The 22,332-nt window shown below is 72.0% G+C and carries 21 protein-coding genes and 1 pseudogene; 9 read left to right on the forward strand and 13 right to left on the reverse strand.

All coding sequences use genetic code 11. The features are described from left to right. Positions 1-25: 25 nt before the first annotated feature. From AB0J24_RS18610 to AB0J24_RS18625, 4 genes and pseudogenes are all read right to left on the reverse strand, one after another. A pseudogene (locus AB0J24_RS18610) lies at positions 26-2,029 on the reverse strand (prolyl oligopeptidase family serine peptidase); the annotation flags it as partial. A gap of 14 nt (positions 2,030-2,043) precedes the next feature. Continuing rightward, positions 2,044-2,823 carry a putative hydro-lyase gene (locus tag AB0J24_RS18615; protein ID WP_358682891.1) on the reverse strand — a complete coding sequence of 260 codons (780 nt, stop codon included), beginning with the start codon at positions 2,821-2,823 and terminating at the stop codon, positions 2,044-2,046. Next, positions 2,820-3,584 (reverse strand): 5-oxoprolinase subunit PxpA, encoded by a 765-nt coding sequence (locus AB0J24_RS18620; protein ID WP_358682893.1) that lies wholly within the window; start codon positions 3,582-3,584, stop codon positions 2,820-2,822. The genes AB0J24_RS18615 and AB0J24_RS18620 overlap by 4 nt, the downstream gene beginning before the upstream one ends. After that, positions 3,581-4,798: an NRAMP family divalent metal transporter gene (locus AB0J24_RS18625; protein ID WP_358682895.1), complete on the reverse strand. Its 1,218-nt coding sequence runs from the start codon at positions 4,796-4,798 to the stop codon at positions 3,581-3,583. The genes AB0J24_RS18620 and AB0J24_RS18625 overlap by 4 nt, the downstream gene beginning before the upstream one ends. A gap of 121 nt (positions 4,799-4,919) precedes the next feature. On the opposite strand from AB0J24_RS18625, the gene AB0J24_RS18630 reads away from it, so the two are divergent. Continuing rightward, complete coding sequence (locus tag AB0J24_RS18630; protein ID WP_358682897.1) at positions 4,920-5,621, forward strand: GntR family transcriptional regulator; 702 nt, start codon at positions 4,920-4,922, stop codon at positions 5,619-5,621. Here AB0J24_RS18630 and AB0J24_RS18635 read toward each other — a convergent pair. The 4 genes from AB0J24_RS18635 to AB0J24_RS18650 form a co-directional block, all read right to left on the reverse strand. Next, positions 5,606-6,352, reverse strand: coding sequence for an rRNA methyltransferase (locus AB0J24_RS18635; protein WP_358682899.1), 747 nt, complete (start codon positions 6,350-6,352; stop codon positions 5,606-5,608). The two genes, AB0J24_RS18630 and AB0J24_RS18635, sit on opposite strands and share 16 nt — an antisense overlap. Before the next feature lie 18 nt (positions 6,353-6,370). Further along, positions 6,371-6,619 (reverse strand): hypothetical protein, encoded by a 249-nt coding sequence (locus tag AB0J24_RS18640; RefSeq protein WP_358682901.1) that lies wholly within the window; start codon positions 6,617-6,619, stop codon positions 6,371-6,373. A 16-nt stretch (positions 6,620-6,635) separates the two neighbouring features. Continuing rightward, positions 6,636-9,416 (reverse strand): phosphoenolpyruvate carboxylase, encoded by a 2,781-nt coding sequence (gene ppc, locus AB0J24_RS18645; protein ID WP_358682903.1) that lies wholly within the window; start codon positions 9,414-9,416, stop codon positions 6,636-6,638. Between the two features lie 153 nt (positions 9,417-9,569). Then, on the reverse strand, positions 9,570-9,887 hold the full coding sequence (locus AB0J24_RS18650; protein ID WP_358682905.1) for a metalloregulator ArsR/SmtB family transcription factor: 318 nt from the start codon (positions 9,885-9,887) through the stop codon (positions 9,570-9,572). A gap of 101 nt (positions 9,888-9,988) precedes the next feature. Between AB0J24_RS18650 and AB0J24_RS18655 the strand changes: the two genes are divergently transcribed. After that, on the forward strand, positions 9,989-11,980 hold the full coding sequence (locus AB0J24_RS18655) for a heavy metal translocating P-type ATPase (protein WP_358682907.1): 1,992 nt from the start codon (positions 9,989-9,991) through the stop codon (positions 11,978-11,980). On the opposite strand, the gene AB0J24_RS18660 is transcribed toward AB0J24_RS18655, so the two are convergent. After that, on the reverse strand, positions 11,977-12,666 hold the full coding sequence (locus AB0J24_RS18660) for a RidA family protein (protein WP_358682909.1): 690 nt from the start codon (positions 12,664-12,666) through the stop codon (positions 11,977-11,979). The genes AB0J24_RS18655 and AB0J24_RS18660 overlap by 4 nt on opposite strands. 186 nt (positions 12,667-12,852) lie before the next feature. Here AB0J24_RS18660 and AB0J24_RS18665 point away from each other — a divergent pair, with 186 nt between their 5' ends. Next, on the forward strand, positions 12,853-13,911 hold the full coding sequence (locus tag AB0J24_RS18665) for an LLM class flavin-dependent oxidoreductase (RefSeq protein WP_358682911.1): 1,059 nt from the start codon (positions 12,853-12,855) through the stop codon (positions 13,909-13,911). Here the strand turns inward: AB0J24_RS18665 and AB0J24_RS18670 are convergent. Genes AB0J24_RS18670 through AB0J24_RS18680 form a run of 3 tightly spaced genes read right to left on the reverse strand, consistent with a single transcriptional unit; the run spans position 13,884 to position 16,323 of the window. Then, positions 13,884-14,960, reverse strand: a complete 1,077-nt coding sequence (locus tag AB0J24_RS18670) for an LLM class flavin-dependent oxidoreductase (protein ID WP_358682913.1) — start codon at positions 14,958-14,960, stop codon at positions 13,884-13,886. The two genes, AB0J24_RS18665 and AB0J24_RS18670, sit on opposite strands and share 28 nt — an antisense overlap. Beyond that, positions 14,957-15,934 (reverse strand): alpha/beta hydrolase, encoded by a 978-nt coding sequence (locus AB0J24_RS18675; protein WP_358682915.1) that lies wholly within the window; start codon positions 15,932-15,934, stop codon positions 14,957-14,959. The genes AB0J24_RS18670 and AB0J24_RS18675 overlap by 4 nt, the downstream gene beginning before the upstream one ends. After that, positions 15,931-16,323, reverse strand: a complete 393-nt coding sequence (locus AB0J24_RS18680; RefSeq protein ID WP_358682917.1) for a RidA family protein — start codon at positions 16,321-16,323, stop codon at positions 15,931-15,933. Before AB0J24_RS18680 ends, AB0J24_RS18675 begins: the two co-directional genes overlap by 4 nt. A gap of 254 nt (positions 16,324-16,577) precedes the next feature. On the opposite strand from AB0J24_RS18680, the gene AB0J24_RS18685 reads away from it, so the two are divergent. Genes AB0J24_RS18685 through AB0J24_RS18710 form a run of 6 tightly spaced genes read left to right on the forward strand, consistent with a single transcriptional unit; the run spans position 16,578 to position 21,653 of the window. After that, the gene (locus tag AB0J24_RS18685) at positions 16,578-17,672 is read left to right on the forward strand and encodes an ABC transporter substrate-binding protein (protein WP_358682919.1); all 1,095 of its coding nucleotides are present in this window, start codon (positions 16,578-16,580) and stop codon (positions 17,670-17,672) included. Beyond that, on the forward strand, positions 17,669-18,559 hold the full coding sequence (locus AB0J24_RS18690; protein ID WP_358682921.1) for an ABC transporter ATP-binding protein: 891 nt from the start codon (positions 17,669-17,671) through the stop codon (positions 18,557-18,559). Before AB0J24_RS18685 ends, AB0J24_RS18690 begins: the two co-directional genes overlap by 4 nt. Continuing rightward, entirely contained in the window at positions 18,556-19,590 is a 1,035-nt protein-coding gene (locus tag AB0J24_RS18695) for a membrane dipeptidase (RefSeq protein ID WP_358682923.1), read from the forward strand. Before AB0J24_RS18690 ends, AB0J24_RS18695 begins: the two co-directional genes overlap by 4 nt. 12 nt (positions 19,591-19,602) lie before the next feature. Then, positions 19,603-20,037, forward strand: a complete 435-nt coding sequence (locus AB0J24_RS18700) for a cupin domain-containing protein (protein ID WP_358682925.1) — start codon at positions 19,603-19,605, stop codon at positions 20,035-20,037. Next, entirely contained in the window at positions 20,037-20,858 is an 822-nt protein-coding gene (locus AB0J24_RS18705) for an ABC transporter permease (protein WP_358682927.1), read from the forward strand. The genes AB0J24_RS18700 and AB0J24_RS18705 overlap by 1 nt, the downstream gene beginning before the upstream one ends. Before the next feature lie 45 nt (positions 20,859-20,903). Continuing rightward, positions 20,904-21,653, forward strand: coding sequence for a FadR/GntR family transcriptional regulator (locus tag AB0J24_RS18710; RefSeq protein WP_358682929.1), 750 nt, complete (start codon positions 20,904-20,906; stop codon positions 21,651-21,653). 7 nt (positions 21,654-21,660) lie between these two features. On the opposite strand, the gene AB0J24_RS18715 is transcribed toward AB0J24_RS18710, so the two are convergent. Next, positions 21,661-22,317, reverse strand: a complete 657-nt coding sequence (locus AB0J24_RS18715) for a TetR/AcrR family transcriptional regulator (protein ID WP_358682931.1) — start codon at positions 22,315-22,317, stop codon at positions 21,661-21,663. Between the last annotated feature and the right edge of the window lie 15 nt (positions 22,318-22,332).

Genomic DNA, 22,332 nt, shown 5'->3' on the forward strand with positions numbered 1-22,332 from the left:
CGGCCGGGACGCCCGCCCCCGGTCACCCGCCGAGCCGCTCCCACAGGAACGCGTAGGCCAGCGCCGCCATCCGTGCGGCCTGGGCGTTGTCCGCGGCGCCGCCGTGCCCGCCCTCGATGTTCTCGTAGTAGGTGACGTCGTGCCCCGCCGCCTCCAGCGCCGCGGCGAACTTGCGGGCGTGCCCGGGGTGCACCCGGTCGTCCCGGGTGGAGGTCAGCAGGATGACCGGCGGGTAGTCGGCGTCGGCGTCGATCAGGTGGTACGGCGAGAACGTCCGGATGAACTCCCAGTCCTCGGTGTCCGGGTCGCCGTACTCGGCCGTCCAGGACGCCCCGGCGAGCAGGTGGCTGTAGCGCTTCATGTCCAGCAGCGGTACCTGGATGACGACCGCGCCGAACAGTTCGGGGTGGCGGACCAGCATGTTCCCGGCCATCAGCCCGCCGTTGCTGCCGCCCTGCACGGCCAGCTTCTCCGGCGCGGTGATCCCCCGTGCGATCAGGTCGCGGGCGACGGCGGCCATGTCCTCGTAGGCGCGGTGCCGGTTCTCCCGCAGCGCCGCCCGGTGCCAGCGGGGGCCGTACTCGCCGCCACCGCGGATGTTCGCGACCACGTGGACCCCGCCGCGGGCCAGCCAGGAGCGGCCGATCCCGCCCGAGTAACCGGGGGTCAGCGCGATCTCGAAGCCGCCGTAGCCGTAGAGCAGGGTCGGTGCGGTGCCGTCGAACGGCAGGTCCACCGGCCGGACCAGGAAGTAGGGCACCCGGGTGCCGTCGTCGCTGGTGACGAAGTGCTGCTCGATGACGTGCCCGGAGGAGTCGAAGAACCCCGGTGCGCTCTTGAGGGTCTCCGGCGGGCTGCCCACGGTGGCGATCGCCAGCGACGCCGGGGTGAGGTAGTCGGTGACGGTCAGCCACACGTCGTCGTTCTCGTCGCTGTCCACCGCGGACACACCGACGCTGCCGAACTCGGGCGCACCGGGGAATGCGGAGCGGGTCCACCCGGTCTCGCCGGGAGTGAGCACGGACAGCCGGTTGACCACGTTCTCCAGCACGTTGAGCACCAGGTGGTGCCGGGTCCAGGTGTACCCGGCCAGCGACGACTCGTCGGTCGGCTCGAACAGGATCTCCCAGTCGGGTGTGCCGGCCAGGACGTCGTCGAACCGGGCGGCGAGCAGGGACCCGGCACGGAAGCCGTCCCAGTCCTCGCGAAGCTCCAGCAGCAGCCACTCGCGCTCCACGTCGGCGACCGCCGAGTCCGGGACGTCGATCTTGCGCAGGGCGCCGTCGTCGTCGAGCAGGTACAGCTCGTCGGCGTAGAACTCCAGCGCCCGCCGCACGAAGGTCCGCTCGAAACCGGGGGTGTGGTCGCGGTACGCCGAGACGCTCAGGTCGCCGGGTTCACCGGCGAAGACGAGCTCGGCGTCGGCGAGCGGGGTGCCGCGGGCCCAGCGTCGCACGGTGCGCGGGTAGCCGGAATCGGTGGTCGTGCCCTCACCGAAATCGGTCGCGACCAGCAGGGTGTCCCGGTCGAGCCAGGCCGCGCCGCCCTTGGCCTCGGGCCGGACGAAACCGTCGGGCACCCAGTCCAGGGTCGTCAGGTCGAACTCGCGGGTCACGTCGGCGTCAGCGCCGCCACGGGACAGGTCGATGAGCACCCGGTCCAGGTCCGGGCGCAGGAACCGGGCACCGTGCCAGACCCAGTTCTCTCCCTCGGCCTCGTTGAGCGCGTCGACGTCGAGCAGGATCTCCCATTCCGGGGAGTCCGTGCGGTACTGCTCGAGGGCGGTGCGCCGCCAGACCCCGCGCGGGTTGCGCTCGTCGGTCCAGAAGTTGTAGAGGTAACCGCCGCGCTGCCCGACGAACGGGATGCGGGCCGGTGCGTCGAGGACCTCCCGGATGCCGGACTCCAGTTCGGAGAACAGCGGTGTCGCGGTGAGCCGCTCCTCGGTCCGGGCGTTGTGGTCCCTCACCCACGCGAGCGCCTCGGCGCCGGTGACGTCCTCGAGCCAGGCGTGCGGGTCGTTCGTCATGCGTCGATCATGACTCAGATCAGGTAGTCGGTGTCGCGGGTGTCGGTCACCAGCATGTGGCCGGGTTCGTGGGTGATCGCCAGCGGCAGCCGGGACTCCAGGACGGCGGCCTGCGGGGTCACCCCGCACGCCCAGAACACCGGGACGTCGTCACCCGTCATGCGTACCGGGTCGCCGTGGTCGGGCCGGTCGAGATCGGTGATGCCGAGCGAGGCCGGGTCGCCGACGTGCACCGGGGAGCCGTGCACGTCCGGGTAGCGGGCGGTCACCGACACGGCGGTGTCCACCAGCGCGGCGGGCACCGGCCGCATGGACACCACCAGCGGGCCGGACATCCGGCCGGCGGAGCGGCAGCGCCGGGTGGTCCGGTACATCGGCACCGTGCCGCCCTGTTCCAGGTGCCGGACCGGGACCCGCTCGGTGAGCAGCGCGTTCTCGAAGGTGAAGCTGCAACCGATCAGGAAGGTGACCAGGTCGCCACGCCAGTGCTCGCGCACGTCGGTGGGCCGTTCGACGAGCTCGCCGTCGACGTACACCCGGTAGCGGGGCAGGTCGGTGCGGACGTCACCGTCGAACAGGGCACCGGCGAACTCCCGGGGCTCCAGCACGTCGAGCACGGGGCAGGGCTTCGGGTTGCGCTGGGCGAACAGCAGCACGTCCCAGGCGTACTCGCGGGGGACGGCGATCAGGTTCACCTGGGTCCAACCCGCGCACCAGCCCGAGGTGGTGGTGACCAGGCCGCCCCGGAAGCGTGCGCGGGCCTGTGCGGGGGTGAGGCCGGAGGTCGTGCTCATGCCGCGAACGCCTCGACGGTGATCCCGGCACGCGAGAGGGCCTCGCGGACCCGGCGGGCCATCGCGACCGCGCCGGGCGAGTCACCGTGCACGCAGGCGGACTCGGCACGGACCGCGACGTCGGTGCCCTCGACCGCCCGGACCACGCCGTCGGTGAGCATCCGGACGAGCCGCTCGGCGGCGGCACCGGCGTCGTCGAGCAGGGCACCGGGTTCGCGGCGCGGCACCAGCGCGCCCTCGGGGGTGTAACCACGGTCGACGAAGAACTCGGCCACCGGCCGCAGACCGGCCCGCTCCGCCTGCGCCAGCAGCTCCGAACCGGGCAACCCGAGCACCGGGAGGGAGGCGTCGTAGGCACGGACCGCCTCGATCACCGCACGTGCCTGTGCGGTGTGCGTGCGGGTCGCGTTGTAGAGCGCACCGTGCGGCTTGACGTACCGGATCCGGGTCCCCGAGACGCGGCACAGGCCGTCCAGGGCACCGATCTGGTAGATCACGTCGTCGGTCAGGGCGGCGGGCTCGATGTCGAGGAACCGGCGACCGAAACCGCGCAGGTCCGGGTAGGAGACCTGGGCGCCGACGGTGACGCCTGCGGCGACGGCGGCTGCGGTCGTCGCGCGCAGGGTAGAGGGGTCGCCCGCGTGGAAGCCGCAGGCGACGTTGGCCGAGCTGACCAGGCCGAGCATGGCCTGGTCGTCGCCGAGCACCCACTGGCCGAAGGACTCGCCGAGATCGGCGTTGAGGTCGATGCGCGGTGTCATGAGAAGAGCTTCCCGATGTTCTCGGCGACGAACTGGTAACCGACGAACAGCGTGACGAGCCAGCCGAGCAGCCCCGCACCCAACAGCCAGCGCGGGTAGCGGTAGCCGCCGAGCAGGTCGCGCCGCCGCCAGGCCACCCACAGCAGGATGGTGAACCCGATCGGCAGGATCAAGCCGTTGAAGGCACCGGCGAAGACCAGCAGGGTGACCGGGGCGGCTCCGGCGATCAGGAAGACCGCCGCGCTGATGACGATGAACCCGACGGTCAGCAGCCTGGTGGTCCGCTCGGGGGTGTCCCGCGAGGTCAGGAAGGACACCGAGGTGTAGGCGGCGCCGATCACCGAGGTGATCGCGGCGGCCCAGAGGATCACTCCGAACAGGCGAAGGCCGACCTCGCCGGCCGCTGCGGCGAACGCCGCGGCCGCCGGGTTGTCACTGGTGCTCAGGTCCACCCCGGCGGTGACCACACCGAGCACCGCCAGGAACAGCAGTACCCGCATGACGCCGGTGATCAGGATCCCCTGCACCGAGCTGACCGCGACCCGGCCGGCGTTCTCCGGCCCGGACAGGCCGGAGTCGAGCATCCGGTGGGCGCCGGCGTAGGTGATGTACCCGCCCACGGTGCCGCCGATCAGTGTGGTGATCGCCAGCCAGCTGATCTCGTCCGGCAGCACGGTCTGGCGCAGCGCGTCGCCGACCGGTGGGCCGGACACGACGGCGACGTAGGCGGTGAGACCGATCATCAGCAGCCCGAGCAGCACGACGACCCGGTCCAGCGCCATGCCCGCCCAGCGGATGGTGAAGATCCCGATCGCCAGCAGTGCGGACAGCGCACCACCGATCGCCGGATCGAGGCCGAGCATCGCGTTCAGCCCGAGCCCGGCGCCTGCGACGTTGCCGATGTTGAACACCAGCCCGCCCACCACGACGAGCGCGGTGAGCAGCCAACCGGCGCCCGGCGCGACCCGGTTGGCCAGCTCGTGGGCACGCATCCCGGAGACGCCGACCACCCGCCAGACGTTCATCTGGATCGCGATGTCGACGAGGATCGACACCAGGATCGCGAAGGCGAAGGCAGCACCGAGCTGGGCGGTGAAGGTCGTGGTCTGGGTGATGAACCCGGGGCCGATCGCGCTGGTGGCCATCAGGAACATCGCCCCGTAGAGGGCCGTCCTGGTCGCGGTTCTCGTCGGCCTGGCCGTGTCGTCGCTCATCGCTGCCTCCCGGGTAGCGGTCGTCGAGCGCTGCAGGTCGAGAGAGTGTGGCTGATTGTCCTACGATCCGGCAATCCCAGAATGGGGCATTTCTCCTCAGGGATCGTTAGGATCAGGTTTCGTGAGCGACGTGAACGCCTCCGTGCAGGACGCGCTGGCCTCCCTGTCCGCGTCCCGGGCGATCGTGGTGCCTGCCTCCGAGCGGGTGGCCGACCGGATCCGGACCGAGGTCGCCGAGGCTCGCCTGCGGGTCGGCGCGCGCCTGCCGGAGCAGGCGCTCGCAGAGGCGCTCCAGGTGTCCCGCAACACGATCCGCGAGGCGCTGTCCCAGCTCGTCGCCGAGCGGGTGCTGGTCCGGATCCCGAACCGGGGCGTCTTCGTCGCGCAACCGGAGATCGATGACATCCGCGACGTCTACTCCGCCCGGCTGGTGATCGAACCGGGCGCGGTCAGGTACGGCCTGCTGGCGGGCGATCCGGTGGCGGTGTCCGCGGTCCGGGCCGCCTACGACCGCGGTCGCGCGGCCGCGGCGGCCGGCGACTGGGTCGGTGTGGCCGATGCGAACCAGCACTTCCACCGTGACGTCGTCGCGCTGGGCGGCAGCCCCCGGCTGGGACGGGAGATGGGGCGCCTGCTGGCCGAGATGCGGTTGGTCTTCCAGCGGATGCCGGAGGTGCGCGAGTTCCACGAGCCCTACCTGGCCCGCAACGGTGAGATCGCCGAGATGATCGCCGCCGGCCGGACCGAGCAGGCGGCCGACGAGCTGGTCCGCTATCTCGTCACGGCGCGGGACCAGCTGCTGGCGGCCTACGCCCGGCTGTGAGCCCCGGCGCCGGACGGCGACCGGTGCAGGTCCCCCGCCCGTAGCAGCACCGCCGCCCGGTGCCCGACCCGCAACCGTTCCAACGGCCGGACACCGGCGGGCACCGGCAGGGTGCGGCCCCGGTCGACGGCGACCACGACCGCTCCGGGGTCCAGCACCGATCCCACGGCGGACAGGAACGCTTCGGGGCCGGCCCCGGCGGTCGTCGGCGCCCAGGACGTCTGCCGGCCGTGCGGCAGATCCGCCAGCACCACGTCCGGTCGCCGCTCGCCCACCGCCGCCCGGGTCCGGTCCCGGTCCAGCGCGTCCGCCACCTCGACCGTCCAGGGGGGACACCCGGCGGGGACCAGGGTCCGCGCGTGCCGGGCGGCCTCGGCATAGGCCGGTTTGCCGTGCCGGGCCGACAGCGCGTCCAGCTCGTCGGCCCTGGCCGCCAGGCCACCGGGGGAGAGCAGCCCCAGGTTGCGCCGGGCCAGGTCCAGCGGCCCGGGATCGACGTCGGTGCCCACCAGCGCGGTGATCCCCGGGGCGAGCAGGCCGAGCACGGCGAGGGTGACGCCCGCCCCGCAGCACGGGTCCCACACGGTGAGCCCGGGCCGGTCCAGGTGCGAACGGGCCCGGCCGAGCAGCTCGACGGTCAGCCGCACCGGCAGCGTGGGACGCCCGGGTGCGGAGACCAGCACCGCGTCGAGCGCGGTGCGATCGGCGGGCCCGGCATGCCTGTACTGCACGGGTCCAGTGTGCCCCGGTCACCGCCGCCGCAGGATCACCACCAGCCCGCCGACCAGGGTCGCCACCACCAGCAGTACGGCCAGCATCCGCCCACCGGTTCCGGCGGAGCCGGCCAGGTAGCTGAGCGGCGCCGCGAGCAGCAACGCCAGGATCAGCGTCCAGGCGATGACCTGCCGGGTGCCCGGCCGGGCCGGCCCGGGGGTGTTCTGGACGCCGGATCCGGTGTCGCCGGTGGAGTCGTCGGTGAGTTCGTTGTCGTCCCGCACGTCCGGTACGTACCCGTCATCCGGTGTTCTTCATGCCTGCTGCGATCCCGTTCACGGTGAGCAGCAGCGCGCGCTCCAGGTCCGGATCGGCTTCGTCGCCCGCCGCGCGGCGCTGCGCCAGCAGCTCGACCTGCAAGTGGTGCAGGGGTTCGAGGTAGGCACCGCGCACCGAGAGGGTGTTCCGCAGCACCGGGTGCCGGGCCAGCAGCTGCGACTCCCCGGTCACGGCGAGCAGCTCCCGGCAGGTCAGCTCGTGCTCCTCGCGGATCTGGGCGAACAGGCCCTGCCGGGACGGGTCGACCAGGGTGGCGACGTAGTTCGAGGCGATCCGCAGGTCGGTCTTGGCCAGCGTCATCTCGACGTTGCCGATCAGGTTCGTGAAGAACGCCCACTCGCGCATCCCGGCGAGGTCGGCGGCGTAACCGGCCTCCCGGGCGGCGCGCAGCCCGCTGCCCAGGCCGTACCAACCGGGGACCACCATCCGGGTCTGGGTCCAGCCGAACACCCACGGGATGGCCCGCAGGTCGTCCAGCGTGGGGGTGCCCCGGCCGGGCCGCTTCGCGGGGCGGGAGCCGACGTTGAGCCTGCCCAGCTCCTCGACCGGGGTGGCCGAGGTGAAGAACTCGGGCAGCCCCTCGTCGTCGATCAGCCTGCGGTAGGTGGCGGTGGCGGCGGCGGAGACGCAGTCCATCACCTCGTCCCAGCGGGCGAGGGTGGCGGCCGGCCACCGGGACGCCTGGTGCAGCAGCGACGCGTCCAGCATCGACGCCAGCAGGATCTCCAGGTTGTCGTGCGCGAGGCTGGGCAGCGAGTACTTGTCGGAGATGACCTCGCCCTGCTCGGTGAGCTTCATCGTGGCGTCCACCGATCCGAACGGTGCCGACGCGATCGCCTCACCGGCCGGGCCGCCGCCCCGGCCGACCGATCCGCCCCGGCCGTGGAACAGCCGCAGCCGCACACCGTGCTCCGCGGCCACGTCACGCAGCTGGCGCTGGGCGCGGTGGATCTGCCACTGCGACGTGGTGATACCGGCCCCCTTGTTGGAGTCGGAGTAGCCCAGCATGATCTCCTGCAGGTCCCCGCGGTTGGCGACCTGTCTGCGGTAGCCGGGATCGGCGAGCAGCCCCTGCAGCAGCTCACCCGCCTTCGACAGCTCCTCGACGGTCTCGAACAACGGCACCAGGTCCAGTGACGAGCGCGGGTCGCTCCCCACCTCGACCATGTAGGACTCGCGGGCGAGCACGGCGACGGCGAGCAGGTCGTCGACGCCCTGGGCCATGGACACGATGTAGGTGCGCACCACGTCGTCGCCGAACTCGTGCTGCAGGGCGTGCACCGTGTCGAACAACTCGAGCACCCCGGCGGCGGCCTCGGGAACGCCGTAGTGCCGCCGGAACAGCGGGCGCTTGTTGCGCAGCTCGCGCGAGAGCAGCTCGCGGCGCTCCTCGCGGCTCAGCTCCGCGTAGGGTCTGTCCAGCTCGCCGAGTTCGTCGAAGATCGCGCCGAGCGCGTCGTGGTGACGCTGCGCGTGCTCGCGGACGTCGAGCTCCACCAGGTGCAGACCCAGCGCCCGGGCCGAGCGGATCGCCCTGGCCAGGGTGCCGTCGGCGATCCGGGCACCGTGGTGGCCGCGCAGCGACCGGTCGACGACCAGCAGGTCCTCCAGGTAACCCGCCGCACCGAGGTAGTCGATCCCTGGCCGGTGCGCCGAGCCGGTCGCGAGCCGGTGGCGGGTGTTCTCCAGCCGGGCCGCCACGTAGGAGAGCTTGAGCCGGTACGGCTCGTGCGCGTTGAGCCGGATGAACCGGTCGTGCACCCGGGGCAGCGCGCGCCGGTCGCGGGCCAGCGATCCGCGCAGCTCCTCGGCGACCCCCATCACCCGGGTGGACACCGACAGCTCCTGGATGAGCTGCTCGACCTGCTCGGCGTGGATCCGCAGGGCGCGGTCGGCGTTGAGCTCCAGTACCTCCCGGGTGACGGCGGGGGTGACGTTCGGGTTGCCGTCGCGGTCGCCGCCGACCCAGGAACCGAGCACCAGCGGGCGGGCGTCGGCCGGGATCTGCAGACCGGCGTCGGCGGCCTCGCGGGAGAACTCGTCGAGCAGGTCGGGCACCGTCCGCTCGCCGAGCCGGGTGGCGAACCAGGCGATGTTGCGCGCCTCGTCGATCACCATCGGCGGGCCGGGCCGGATGTCGTCGGTCTGCCACAGCAGGTCGACCAGCGCGGCCAGCTCGTGATCACCGGCGCCGCGGTCCAGTGCGTCCACCACCCGCCGCAGGATCCCCAGCACCGACTGCCGGGTGGACTCGGTGGGGTGTGCGGTGAACACCGGGCGCAGCTGGGCGCGGGCCAGCACGTCGGCGACCTCGTCCGGGTCGGCCTCGGCGGCCAACCGGCGCAGCACGGTGCGCAGCGGCCGCTGGTCCGGTGGCCGCAGCGCGCGCAGCTCGCGGGAGCGGTGCAGCTGCTCGGCCACGTTGGCCAGCTGGAAGTACTGGGAGAACGCCCGGGCGAGCAGCACCGCGGTGCCGGTGTCGATACCGTCCAGCAGGGCCGCCACCGTGTCCGGGCCGGTCGCGCCGCGGGCACCGTGTCGTACCTTCTCGACGAGCTCCAGGACCTCGGGCCCGGCCTCGTCGGCCAGGGTCCGGCCGAGCATCGTGGACAGCCGGCGGATGTCGGCCCGCAGCGCGCGGTGCTCCGACTCGCTGACCACGCCGGTATGGGCGGCCAGCGAGTCGGGAGCGGGCCCGGTGCTCACCGGGGAGTCGTCGGTGCCGGGCACGGTCCGCGTCACGGGGTGCTCCGTTCTCCGCGGGGTGCCGCGGGTGGCGGGTGGGGATCACCGGCATCGTCCACCCGTGCCGGACCTGCCTGCCATCCCGGCGCCCGGGTCTTAACCGCCGGGAAACACTCCGGCCGACGTCCTCGGGCCGGCCCGTCCCGCGGCTCAGCTCCCGGCCGGCTCGTGGTGCAGGACGCGCTCGAGCACCGCCCGCACGGTCGGGTCCTCCACCGTGTAGTAGACGAAGGTCCCCTCGCGCCGGTTCTCCACCAGCCCGGCCAGCCGCAGCTTGGCCAGGTGCTGGCTCACCGCGGTCGGGGCGGCGCCGACCAGGTCGGCCAGGCAGGCCACCGACGACTCGCCCTGCAGCAGCGCCCAGAGGATCTTGATCCGGGTCGGGTCGGCCAGCATCCGCAGCGAGTCGGCCGCGCGGCGGACCTCGCCGTCGGCCGGCATCGCGAAGCCGGGGATCGACTCGTGCACGGGTTCGAGGATACCTGCGGAGCTGCGCGGATGGTCCGGCAACTCGGCTGCGTTGTCCGCTGCTTGCGTATCTTCGTTGATGCGCAGGTATTGTCCGATGCATGCGAACCGCCCTCACGCTCCCCGAGGTCCGCTGGGCCGGGGCCGCCCTGCTCGCCTTCCTGCTCGCCGGTGGGCTCGATCTCGCGGGCGCACCCGGCCCGGTGGTGACCGCCGCCTACCTGGCCTGTTACGCGCTCGGCGGCTGGGGCCCCGCGGTCGAGGGGATCCGGGCGCTGGCGCAGCGGCGGCTCGACGTGGACCTGTTGATGATCGTCGCGGCGGCGGCCGCCGCCTCGATCGGGCACTGGTTCGACGGTGGCCTGCTGATCGTCATCTTCGCGACATCGGGCGCCCTGGAGGCGGTGATGACCGCCCGCACCAGGGCGGACATCGCGGCACTGCTCGACCTCACCCCGGAAACGGCGACGCTCGTCGAGGAGGACGGCACCGAACGGCAGATCCCCGCCTCCGAGCTGGTGGCCGGTCGGACGGTGCTCGTGCGGCCGGGCGAGCGGATCCCGGGTGACGGCCGGGTGCTCGACGGGGTGTCCGAGGTGGACGCCGCGGGCCTGACCGGCGAACCGGTACCGGTCCGCACGGCCCCGGGTGACGAGGTGCTGGCCGGAACCGTCAACGGGACCGGCGTGCTGCGGGTCCGGGTGCTGCGCGACGCCGCGGACACCGTCGTGGCCGGGGTGGCGGCGCAGGTCGAGCGCGCGGCGGAGACGAAGGCCGACCGGCAGCTGTTCATCGAGCGGGTGGAGCAGCGCTACTCGGTGCTCGTCGTCGCGGCGACCGTGCTGCTGTTCACGGTGCCGCTGCTGTTCGGGGCCGGGTTCGAGGAGACGCTGTTGCGGGCGATCGTGTTCATGATCGTCGCCTCACCGTGCGCGATCGTGCTCGCGACGATGCCGCCGCTGCTCGCCGCGATCGCCGTCGCCGGGCGCCGGGGGACGCTGGTCAAGGACGTCACGGTGCTCGAGGCGCTCGCCGAGGTCGACGCCGTCGTGCTGGACAAGACCGGCACTCTCACCTCCGGCCGCCCGCGGGTGGTGCAGGTGACGCCGCTGGACGGGCGCTCCGCCGACGAGGTGCTGGCGCTCGCCGCGGCCGCCGAGGCGGGCAGCGAGCACGTGCTCGGCCGCGCCGTGCGCCGGCACGCCCTGGACCGCGGCCTCGACCTCCCCGCGGCGTCGGATTTCGTGGCGGTCCCCGGTGAGGGGGTGCGCGCCGAGGTCGACGGCACCGAGGTCGCCGTCGGCCGGCCCGAACTCCTGGGCCGGCCCCATGCGGTGCTCGACGATCTCGTCCGTGAGCTGCAGCGCGACGGCCGGACCGCGGTGATCGTGCTCGCCGACGACGAACCGGTCGGTGTGCTCGGGCTGTCCGACGAGCCACGGCCCGGCGCCGAGGCCGCCCTGGCCGCGCTCCGCCGGGTCGTCGGCGAACCCGAGGTGCTGACCGGGGACGCACCCACCCCGGCGCGGACACTCGCCGGGCGGCTCGGCCTGAACCGGCTGCGGGCCGGGTTGCTCCCGGCCGACAAGGTCGCCGTGCTCCGGGAACGACAGGCGTCCGGTCACCGGGTGCTGGCCGTCGGTGACGGCATCAACGACGCCCCGCTGCTGGCCGGCGCCGACGTCGGGCTCGTCGTCGGCGGCCCCGCGGCGGCCGGCTCCGGGGGTGAGACGCTCGGTGCCGGTGCGCTGTCGCTGGAGGCCGCCGACGGCGTCCTCACCCGGGACCCGCTCGGCTCGCTCGCCCCGCTGGTCGAGCTGGCCCGGCGGGCCCGGCGGATCTCCCGCGCGAACCTGGCCTTCGCCGCCGCGGTGATCGTCGTGCTGGTGGTGTGGGACCTGGTCGGCGCCCTGCCGCTGGTGGTGGGCGTCGCCGGGCACGAGCTGTCCACCGTGCTGGTCTGCCTCAACGGGCTGCGGCTGCTGATCGGCACCCGCCGCGAGGAGCGCCGGGCCGCGCGGGCCAGGACCCGGCCCGCGCCGGTCCGGGAGCTTCGGCCGACGGCGTCGGCGACCGGGGCCGAACAGGGTTAGAGCTCGGTCAGGAAGACCGTCTCACCCTTGGCGAGGTAGTTCTTCGCCTCGGCGTCCAGCGGGACGTGGGCGTCGTCGGCATAGTACTCGCTCTCCATGCGTTCGAAGTCGGCGACGGTGCCGTCCACGGACACGATCCACAGGAACTGGTCGCGCTCGGGAACGGTCCAGGCGCCGTCGATGCGGAAGCCCCGGGAGGTGCGCAGCGGGCGGATCTTCTCCTGGAACAGCCGGGTCCAGTCGTCCAGCTTCCCGGGCAGGGTGGTGTAGGTGCGCAGCTGGGTGGTCACGGTGGCCTCCTGGGCGGGTCCGACTTCGGTGATCGCGTCGACGGCCCGGTCCCAGCCGAGCTCGGCGACGCAGTCGATGACGACGAGCGCCCCGTAGGGCAGCTCCGAGGCGCCCACCACCGTGCGGGCCGGGGCCGGCGCGGTGAAGGTCTCCTCGTACTGCTCGTTCACCACCTGCCGATGTGCCAGATCAGCGAGGTGGTAGGTGAGTTTCACGATGTTCTGCGGCCCGGCGCCCACGGTCGCGAGCCTGCGGAGGACCTCGGCGTAACAGCCGTGCACGGCCTCGCGGGGGTCGCCGTAGGCGACGTGCGTGGCGTAGTCGATGCCCGCCGCCCCCGAGACGTGCACGGTGTCCCGTACCCGCATCACGAGGCTGTAGGGGTGTTCGCGCATGGGACTGCTCCTCACGACGGTCGTCGGGATGATTATGTCCGATGTTTTCCGGTAGAGATCGTGTCGTCTGTCACCGGAACAGTGCCCCAGTTCAAGTGGCCTCTCTCCTTACTTGATGTTCATGCGGGAGCGATCAGCCGCGTGACAGGATAAAAGTATGAGTTTTGACGACCGAGGGGTTGGACGATGAAGTTCTCGCTGAACCTGCTGACCGACCGGCCGGCACCGGAGCTGGACCGGTGCTGGGCCCTGTGTGACGAGGCCGGGATCGACTACGTGGGGGTGGCCGACTCGCCGATGCTGGTGCCCGAGCTGATCGTGACCGCCACCCGCGCCGCGGCCCGGCTCGGCCGATCCGGCGTGATGACGTCGGTGACCAACTCGGTGACCAGGGACGTGTCGGTGATGGCCTCGGCACTGGCCTCGCTCGACGCCGTCGCCCCGGGCCGGATCGCCTGTGCGATCGGCACCGGGGACAGTGCCCTGTGGACGACCGGCCTGCGCCGGGCGAGCCCGGCGGCCCTCGAGCGGTACGTCGTCGCGTTGCGGACCCTGCTCACCGGTGGCACGGCCGAGATCGACGGCCGGACGATCACCCCGCACTGGCCGATGACCCCCGCCCGTGTCCCGGTCCTCGTCACCGGGACCGGTCCACGGGCGCTGGCGGCCGGGGCGCGCAGCGCCGACGGCCTGTTGCTCGGGACCGGGTTCTCCGAAGCCGCACTGGAGATGGTCGCCACCACGGTGGCCCGCGAGACCGCGGCGGTCGGCCGCGATCCGCGGGAGGTCGAGCTGTGGTGGCAGACCACGATCACCTTCGGGGACACGGTGGAGGACGCGATGGCCCGCAGCCTGGGGATCAACACCAGCTGGCTCACCGCCGACGGCAAGGCCGGGCCGCTCGTCCCGGAGCACCTTCGGGAGAAGGTCGAGCGGTTCAACGGCGACATGGAGCAGGTCGGCACGACCTACCGCGGTGTCGACCGGGGACGGGCGCTGGTCGCCCGGGCCGACGAGATGGGCCTGCTGGACTGGCTGCGCAGCTGCGCCCCCGGCCTGTGGGGCCCGCCGGAGGTGATCGCCGCGAAGCTCGTCGAGCACGCCGGCCGGGGGCGGGTGAACTGGCAGTTCTACGTGGCGGGCGACCAGGGCGACCGGGTCGCCTTCACCGAACGGTTCACCGGGGAGGTCATGCCCGCGCTGGCCCGGTCGACCGCTCAGCGCGAGACCGGCGTCATCTCGTGAACGGCGGGGAGCACATGTCGCCCGATCATCTCGATCGTGCGCATGTGCTCCTCGTGCCCCATGCCGTCGATCCGCCACAGGACCTCCGAGACCCCCATCGCGGCGAGCTTGGCCGCCCGTTCGATGAGGTCGTCCGGGGTGCCCATCGTGATGTAGGGCGAACAGTCGATGAGGTAGTCGAGATCGTCGACCCGGTTCATGATCTGCTTGAACTGGCCGAGGTAGGCGTAGTCCTCGGAGGCCTCGGACAGGTGCGCGTAGATCTTGGAGACGGTCTGCATCCACGCTGCCGCGATCGGCCCGGCGGCCTCCTTCGCCGCGTCCTTGGTGACCGCGCAGCACACCGCCGTGGAGAACATGCCCAGGGAATCGGTCACCCGGCCGAACAGCGGGACGGCGTTCTCCAGGGCCCGCTTGTAGGCGTCGATGGACGCCTGGGTCTTCTCCCAGCCGAGAATGGTGTTGCCGGTCATCACCGGCATACCGTTCGCACCCGCGAAGGCGTGCGACTCGACACCGGTGGCCGACATGTAGACCAGCGGTGCCGGCCGGGTCTGCGGCGGCGGCATCAGCCTGCGCTCGGGGAGGTCGTAGAGCTCACCGTGGAACTCGAAGGTCTCCGAGGTGAGGGCACGGGCCAGCACCTGGAGCGACTCGTTGCGGTGCAGCCGGGTGTCGTCCGGGCTGATCCCGAAGGCGCCCAGCGTGCCCGGGTTGTTCGAGCGCGCTCCGCCCAGCTCGGCGCGGCCGTCGGAGAGGATGTCCAGCATCGCGAACTGCTCGGCGATCCGCACCGGGTGGTTGAACGAGAGCAGGTTGGTCGACATCGACCGCAGCCGGATCCGCGAGGTCCGGGCGGCGACGTGGGTGTGCAGGATCTCCGGCGAGGAGACCGTGGCGAGTCCCTGTCCGAAGTGCTGCTCGCCACCGCCGTAGATGTCGAAACCCATCTCCTCGGCGAACACGGCCTCGCGCACCATCTCGCGGTACCGCTCGGCGACGGGCTGCCCGGGGCGGCAGTGGCCCTCGTGCATCAGTGCGACCTTCATTCCGTGACCTCCGTGAGGGAGTCGAGCCAGCTCTGGATGCGGGCCATCTCGGCGCGGGCGGGCGGCCGGTTGAACTTGGCGTAACCGTGGTCGAGGTCGGCGACGACCGAGCAGGTGGTGGACACCCCGGCCTCGGCCAGCACCGTGGTCATCTCCAGCGTGTGCCGCAGGAACGAGTCCTCCGCGCCGCACGAGAGGTAGGTGGCGGGCCAGCGGGCGGCCTGCGTCGTGTACAGCGGGCTGGCCAGCGGGTCGTGCACCTTCGTCGTGTAGTGCGGGCCGAGGTAGGCCCGGTGCCAGAGCTCGACCGAGCCCACGTTCGAGCCGGAGTGGGAGTAGAGCAGCGGGAAGCTGAGCATGCCGTAGAGCAGGACCACGCCGCGGACGGTGATCTCGGGGGCGCCGGGCAGCTCCGCGCCGGGGAGCGGTCCGCCCTCGCCGAGCAGGGCGTTCATCGTGGCGGCGGCGAGCCCGGCGCCGGCCGAACCACCTTCGAGGATCACGCCCCGGTCGTCGGCCCCGAGCGACTCCGCCTGCGAGACCGCCCAGCGCGCGGTGAACACGCAGTCCTCGACGGCCCACGGGAACGGGTGCTCCGGGGCGAGCCCGTACTCCGGGCTGACGACGACGTAGCCGCGGGCCGCCTGCTCCATGGCGACCTTGCGGTCGCCGCGCACCGAGCCGACGCAGTACCCGCCACCGTGGATGTGCAGCAGCAGCGGGTGGGGGCCGGGAGCGGCCGGTCGGTAGACCTCGGCGGTCAGCGGGGTGCCGTCGCGTTCGCGCAGCGTCACCTCCTCCACGGTGACGTCGGTGGGCAGGTCGGAGAGGTCGGCCATCCGTTCGAAGAACGGCCGGGACGCGGCCAGGTCGGAGATCTTCTCCCGCCGCGGGGGAGTGACGTCGGCCGCGGCGAGCTCGGACATCCACCCGGCGTTCGAGGGCCGCGGACGTGCGGCGGCCGGCCCGCTCATGCCGGCACCACCGCGACCGCCTCGACCTCCAGGAGGAAGTCCGGGTGGGCCAGCGAGACGACACCCACCCCCGTCATCGCCGGGTAGACCGGGCCGGGGAAGAACTCCGCGCGAACGGCGGTGACCTCGGACATCCGGCGCATGTCGGTGACGTAGAAGCGCATCAGCGCGACGTGCTCCATCCCGCCGCCCGCGGCGGCGAGCAGGAGCGAGATCTTCTCCAGGCACCGGCGGGCCTGCCCGGCCATGTCACCGACGTGGATCGGGTTGGCCTGACCGTCGGTGGAGACCTGCCCGGAGAGCATCAGCAGCCGTCCGGGGCCGGGTTCGACCGCCCTGGAGAACCCGGGGGATTGGCCCAACGACTCGTCGTTCCAGACCGTCAACACGTAGACCTCCAAAACTCATACGTTTAGGACTGCGTTGACGTTAGAGAGACGCGGCGCGAGCTGTCGAGGGTTCAGCGGGCCCTATGAGCTGGACCACGGGTTGTGAGTCGCCTGCGTTAACGCTATGTCTCATCGATCGTCGAGCGTTGACGCCGGCCGAGTGGCTTCCTAGCTTCCAAAACATCGGAGTTTTAAGCGATTCGCCCCGCAGGCTCTGCCTCGTGACAACCCCCCACTCGTCGAAGGATCTCCCGATGTCCACAACAGGCCGTGCCGTCCGTCATCGACGGCTGTTCCAGGTGGCGGCGTCCGTCGCCGCCCTCACTGTCCTGATCGCTGCGTGCGGGGGTGGCGATGCCGCCACCGACCCGGCACCGAGCCCCGCGGCCGAGGGCCCCACCGAGGCCGCCAGCCTGGTCCTCGACTACACGCCCAACGGGACGCACTCGCCGTTCTTCGTCGCGAAGGACCAGGGCTTCTACGCCGAGAACGGCATCGACCTGACGATCGAACCGGGCCGTGGCTCCACGGTCGGTCTGCAGGCGCTGGCAGCCGGGCAGTACACGTTCGCCATCGCCGGCGCCGAGTCGGTGGCCACGGCGATCGCCGGTGGCGCGCCGCTCACCGCGATCGCCAGCATCACCGCAGACGCCGGCCTGTGCGCGATGGTGAAGCCGGACTCCGGGATCAACACCCTCGCCGACCTGCGCGGACACACCTTCGCCACCACACCGGGCGGCCTGGTCGCGACCCTGTTCCCGGCGATGGTCGCGGCCGCGGGGCTCCAGCCCGGTGACGTCGAGAACGTCTCGCTCGGCTTCGACAGCTACCTCTCGCAGTTCGTGACGGGGCAGGTCGACGCCTCGCAGGCCTTCGTCTACGGCGAGCCGATCCGGGTGCAGGCCCGGTTCGACACCGAGACCAACTGCATCCCGTTCACCGATGCCGGTCTGGACCTGCTCGGCTTCACCCTGGTGACCACCACCGAGACCGTGAACGACAACCCCGAGCTGGTGCGCGGCTTCCTCGAGGCGACCGCGCGCGGTACCGAAGCGGCCAAGGCGGACCCGGCCGCGGCGATCACCACGCTGCGCGCCGGCCTGGCCCCCGCCCAGCAGCAGATCCTCAGTGAGAACGAGGCCGAGCAGCAGATCCTGGAGACCTTCCTGACCCTGACCCCGGGATCGACCCCGGCGACCGAGGGCCTCGGATGGGGTTGCTTCGCCGAGGGCGCCTGGGAGTCCGAGCTGGAGACCCTGCAGGAGTACGCCGGGCTGCCGGACACCGTGACCCCGGACCAGGTCTACACGAACGACCTGCTTCCGACCCCGTGCGGGGCGGGATCGTGACCGTGGAGTCCCCGGCGGCACCGGCCAGGAGGACCGACGGTGGCGTCGCGCTCGACATCACGGGTGTCGGCAAGACCTACTCCCGGCGCGGCGGGTTGCGCCGGCGGGCCGAAGACCCGGCTCCGGCCATCACCGACGTCGACCTGGCCGTCCGGCCGGGTGAGTTCGTCGGGATCGTCGGGCCCTCGGGTTGTGGAAAGAGCACGCTGCTGCAGATGGTGGCCGGCCTGGTCGGACCGACCACCGGCACGGTCACGATCGACGGCGAGCCGGTGACCGGCCCGCACTCGGACCTGGGCTACGTCTTCCAGAGCTCGGTGATGCTCGACTGGCGCACCGTTCTCGGGAACGTGCTGCTGCAGAGCGAGATGCGTGGCGGTGTGACCCAGGAGGTCCGGGACCGGGCGGAGGCGCTGCTCGGGTCCGTGGGGCTGGGCAACTGGCTCCACCACTACCCGTACGAGCTCTCCGGCGGGATGCGCCAGCGGGCGGCGATCTGCCGTGCGCTGGTCCACCAGCCCCGGCTGCTGTTGATGGACGAGCCGTTCGGTGCGCTCGACGCGTTCACCCGTGACCAGCTCAACGTCGACGTCCAGCGGATGTGGCGGCGTTCCGGATGCACGACGGTCTTCGTCACGCACAGCATCTCCGAGGCGGTGTTCCTCTCCGACCGGGTCGTGGTGCTCGCGCCGCACCCCGGACGGGTGCTGCGGGTGGTCGACATCGACCTCCCGCGCCCACGCCGGCTCGCGGACCGCAACTCGCCCGAGTTCGTCCGGTACGTCAAGGAACTCGAGGCGGACTTCGCCGGTCTCGGTGTGCTCACCGAGGAACCGGACGACCTCGACCGGGACGACCTCTCCAGCAAAGGGACGCAACACCCATGAACACATCGTCGCTGACTCCGGCTCCGGGATCGCATCCCGACCTGGTCGGGAGCGGCCCCGTCGTCAACGGCCTGGCCCAGCCGGGCGTCTCCTTCCGGGCGACCCTCGAGGCCGCTCACGCGGGCGGCATCGCGGCGTCGAACCTGACCGTCGCGTCGAACCACGGGTTCCGCGAGGCGGCCGAGCGCATCATCGACCTGCTGCGACTGATCGAGTCGGGCACGGTCGCGGCGGACCTGGTGACCCGGGTCGAGGACATCGAGGCGTGCCACCGGTCCGGGCGGGCCGGGATCGTCATCGGCTTCCAGAACTCCGACCCGATCGAGGGCGATCTCGTCCTGCTCGCCGTGCTGCACCGGCTGGGCCTGCGCATCATGCAGCTCACCTACCAGCGCCGCAACCTCCTGGCCAGCGGGTGCGGGGAGGAGGTCGACGAGGGACTGACCCCGCTGGGCGTCGAGGTCGTCGGTGAGTGCAACCGGCTGGGGGTCCTGGTCGACCTGTCGCACACCGCGGAACGGTCCCTGATCGAGGCCGCCGCGGCGAGCAGCCGGCCGGTGGTGATCAGCCACGCCAACCTCCACTCGTTCTATCCGGTGCCCCGCAACAAGACCGACGAGGCCGTCCGCGCGGTGGCGGCCACCGGGGGGCTGATGGGGATCAACTCGATCTCGCGGCTGATCACGCCGGAGGGCCGGGAGCGTCAGGCCACCATCGCCGAGTACGTCGACCAGGTCGAGACCGTGGCCGATCTCGTCGGCATCGCGCACGTGGGGATCGGGCTGGACAGTTCCGAGGGCATGACCGAGGAGGTCTTCGTCGAGCGGCGCAAGACCTTCCTCACGCAGTTCCCCGAGCTGCGGATGGGCGGGGACTTCCCGCTGTGGACCTACTTCACCTCCGGCCTCGAGTCGGCGGCGGGCATCGGCGCCATCGCTGCCGAGCTGGATCGGCGTGGCTGGTCCGGTGCGGACCGGGACGCCGTGATGGGCGGCAACTGGATGCGCGTTCTGCGCGAGACCTGGAACTAGAGGAGCGAGACGATGCTGATCCACCGACACGACGACGCGCCCTGGCACGGATGGCGCGAGGGAGTCCGGTCCCGGGTGTGGTCCTCGGCCCAGCAGGGGGCCAACGGCATGCACATCGGGGAGCAGATCTTCCAGCCGGGTTACGGCGTACCGGTGCACTGGCACTACTACGAGGAGCACGTCACCGTGTTCCGCGGGAGCGCCGAGTTCACCGTCAACGGCGCGACCGAGCGGGTCGACGGCCCGGCCACGGTCATCCTTCCCCCGCGCAGCACGCACGGTTTCGTCAACGTCGGGGAGGACGAGCTGCACATCATCGGCGCCTCCAACTGGCCGGTCCACGAGACGATGTACGTCGAGGACCCGGAGGGCACGATCATGCGCGCCTGGGAGCCCGGCTTCACCGGGCGGCGCAAGATGGTCGCGATCGACGGGCCGGGCCGCTGATGGCCACGGTCGCGGCGCCGGCCCCTGCCCGCCGACTGCTCCCGAGCCTCGACCGGGTGCAGTCGGTGGCGGTGCCGCTCGGGGCGTTCGTCACCGTGCTCGTCCTGGTCGAGGCCGTCGTCCGGCTCCTCGACGTGCAGGAGTTCATCTTTCCCGCCCCGAGCACCGTGTTCGCCACGATGTGGACCGAGCGGGCGCTCATCCTCCCGGAGGCCGCCTACACGGTCACCGAGATGATCGTCGGTTTCGCGATCGCGGTCGGGGTCGGCGTCGGCATCGCCCTGTGGGTCACGGCCTCGACCCTGATGGGGCGGACGGTCTATCCGCTGCTCATCATCTCGCAGGTCGTGCCGTCCATCGCGCTCGCGCCGATCTTCCTGATCTGGTTCGGGACCGGCGTGCTGCCGAAGATCCTGCTGGTCGCGCTGATCTCGTTCTTCCCGATCGTGGTGAACACGGCCATCGGGCTGCGTTCGCTGGAGCGCGAGAAGGTGCACCTGGCGAGGACGATGGGCGCCGGCGGGATCGCCACGTTCGTCCGTTTCCGGCTTCCGAACGCCCTCCCGTCGATGTTCGCCGGTCTCAAGCTGGGCGCGACGGCCACCGTCATCGGCGCCGTGGTCGGCGAGTTCATGGGAGGTGACCACGGCCTGGGCTTCCTCATGCTCACCGCGAACGGGTCACTGAACACCCCGCTCATGTTCGCCTCGATCGGCTACACGGCCGTGATCGGCCTCGGGTTCTTCGGGATCGTGGCGCTCGTCGAGCGCCTCACCATCCCCTGGTACATCGCCGCCCGTGCGGTCGACGGACACCGATGACCGTGTACCTTAACGTCGGACGTTTGACGTATTGACGGAGGGTCGATGGCGGAGCCGGACGGGGTTGCACAGATCCCGCAGGTCGAGAAGGTCAGCTCGGCCTACACGCAGGTCGCCGATCAGCTCCGCCGGCTGATCGTGCGGGGCGAGGTGCGGCCCGGTCAGCGTCTCCCCGCCGAGCCGGAGCTCGCGGCTGCCTTCGGGGTGTCCCGCGGGACCCTGCGGGAGGCGCTCCGGGTGGTCGCTTCGCAGAAGCTGGTGACGACCCGGCGCGGGGTGCAGGGCGGCACCTTCGTGTCGGTGCCGGAGCTGGGGAACCTCGGCGACATGCTGGAGGCGAACCTGGGCCTGCTGGCCGCGGCCGAGGTCGTCGACGTGGACTCCCTCGTGCAGGTCCGTGCCTACATCGAGGTGCCCACCGCCGGCGCCGTCGCCGCGTCCGGCACCCCGGAGGACATGGAGTCGCTGCGCCGGGCGATCGAGGCCGAGACGGTGGGCACCGAGTCGGGTGACGTCCAGGCGCACCGGGGGTTCCACCTCGCGCTGCTGAGGGCCGTGGAGAACCCGCTCCTGGAGATCATCAGCGCTCCGATCTCGTCGGTCCTGCAGTCCCGGATGAAGCGTTCGGTCGTGCCGCGGGAGCGTTGGGAGGTGGTGCTGGCCGAGCATCGTGCGATCTACGACGCCATCCGGGAGCACCGGCGGGAGGACGCCGAGCGGCTGATGCACGACCACCTGCTCGCGCTGGGGGAGCTGTACAAGCAGATCGACCTCCGTGCGGAGCCGAACCTGTAGTGCCGGTTCAGCGGCCGGTGGCCGGTCCCGGCCGGTCGGTGGCCGCCGCGCCGCCCCCGGCCGGGCGATCGGCCACCGGCGTGGGGGCCGCGTCGAGGCAGGCCAGCGCCATCCGGCGCAGCACCGCGACCCTGGCGTCCGCACCACGCGCGGGCTGGGGAATCGCCGGGGCGTAGGGGGTCGAGTTGAGCAGGCCGAACACCCCGTGCGCGGCGGTCCGGGCATCGGCGGGCGCGACGTCGGGGTGCACCCGGCGCAGGGTGTCCACCCACAGCTCGACGTAGGTGCGCTGCAGCCGCCGCACGGTGCGCCGCGGCTCCTCGGGCAGGTTCGCGAGGTCGCGGTCGTGCACCACGATCAGCTCCGGCTCGCGAGTGGTGAACCCGATGTGGAACTCGACCAGGTCGATCAGCGACTCGCGCGGGTCGTCGTGGTGGACCCGGGCCCGCCCGCCCTCCAGCAGCCGCTCGCTGATGCCGATCAGCATCTCGGCGAGCAGCGCCTCCTTGCCGGGGAAGTGCCGGTAGAGAGCGGGGCCGCTGACGCCGACGGCGGCGCCGAGGTCGGCGATGCTCACCCCGTGGAAGCCGTGCCGGGCGAACAGTCGCGCCGCCTCCGCGAGGATCTGCTCGCGCCGCGTCGGGGTACTGTCCGGGGCGGCCATCGTCCGATCCTACCG

Source organism: Pseudonocardia sp. NPDC049635 (genome assembly GCF_040659795.1).
In the GTDB taxonomy this organism is placed as follows: Bacteria; Actinomycetota; Actinomycetes; order Mycobacteriales; family Pseudonocardiaceae; genus Pseudonocardia.

Excerpts from the sequence above, each read along its gene's own strand:
- AB0J24_RS18715 (WP_358682931.1), bottom strand. The coding sequence starts at position 22,317 with ATGGCCGCCCCGGACAGTACCCCGACGCGGCGCGAGCAGATCCTCGCG.
- AB0J24_RS18705 (WP_358682927.1), top strand. The coding sequence starts at position 20,037 with ATGGCCACGGTCGCGGCGCCGGCCCCTGCCCGCCGACTGCTCCCGAGC.
- AB0J24_RS18710 (WP_358682929.1), top strand. The coding sequence starts at position 20,904 with ATGGCGGAGCCGGACGGGGTTGCACAGATCCCGCAGGTCGAGAAGGTC.
- AB0J24_RS18670 (WP_358682913.1), bottom strand. The coding sequence starts at position 14,960 with ATGAAGGTCGCACTGATGCACGAGGGCCACTGCCGCCCCGGGCAGCCC.
- AB0J24_RS18700 (WP_358682925.1), top strand. The coding sequence starts at position 19,603 with ATGCTGATCCACCGACACGACGACGCGCCCTGGCACGGATGGCGCGAG.
- AB0J24_RS18620 (WP_358682893.1), bottom strand. The coding sequence starts at position 3,584 with ATGACACCGCGCATCGACCTCAACGCCGATCTCGGCGAGTCCTTCGGC.
- AB0J24_RS18655 (WP_358682907.1), top strand. The coding sequence starts at position 9,989 with ATGCGAACCGCCCTCACGCTCCCCGAGGTCCGCTGGGCCGGGGCCGCC.
- AB0J24_RS18665 (WP_358682911.1), top strand. The coding sequence starts at position 12,853 with ATGAAGTTCTCGCTGAACCTGCTGACCGACCGGCCGGCACCGGAGCTG.
- AB0J24_RS18695 (WP_358682923.1), top strand. The coding sequence starts at position 18,556 with ATGAACACATCGTCGCTGACTCCGGCTCCGGGATCGCATCCCGACCTG.
- AB0J24_RS18625 (WP_358682895.1), bottom strand. The coding sequence starts at position 4,798 with ATGAGCGACGACACGGCCAGGCCGACGAGAACCGCGACCAGGACGGCC.
- AB0J24_RS18675 (WP_358682915.1), bottom strand. The coding sequence starts at position 15,934 with ATGAGCGGGCCGGCCGCCGCACGTCCGCGGCCCTCGAACGCCGGGTGG.
- AB0J24_RS18685 (WP_358682919.1), top strand. The coding sequence starts at position 16,578 with ATGTCCACAACAGGCCGTGCCGTCCGTCATCGACGGCTGTTCCAGGTG.
- AB0J24_RS18615 (WP_358682891.1), bottom strand. The coding sequence starts at position 2,823 with ATGAGCACGACCTCCGGCCTCACCCCCGCACAGGCCCGCGCACGCTTC.
- AB0J24_RS18660 (WP_358682909.1), bottom strand. The coding sequence starts at position 12,666 with ATGCGCGAACACCCCTACAGCCTCGTGATGCGGGTACGGGACACCGTG.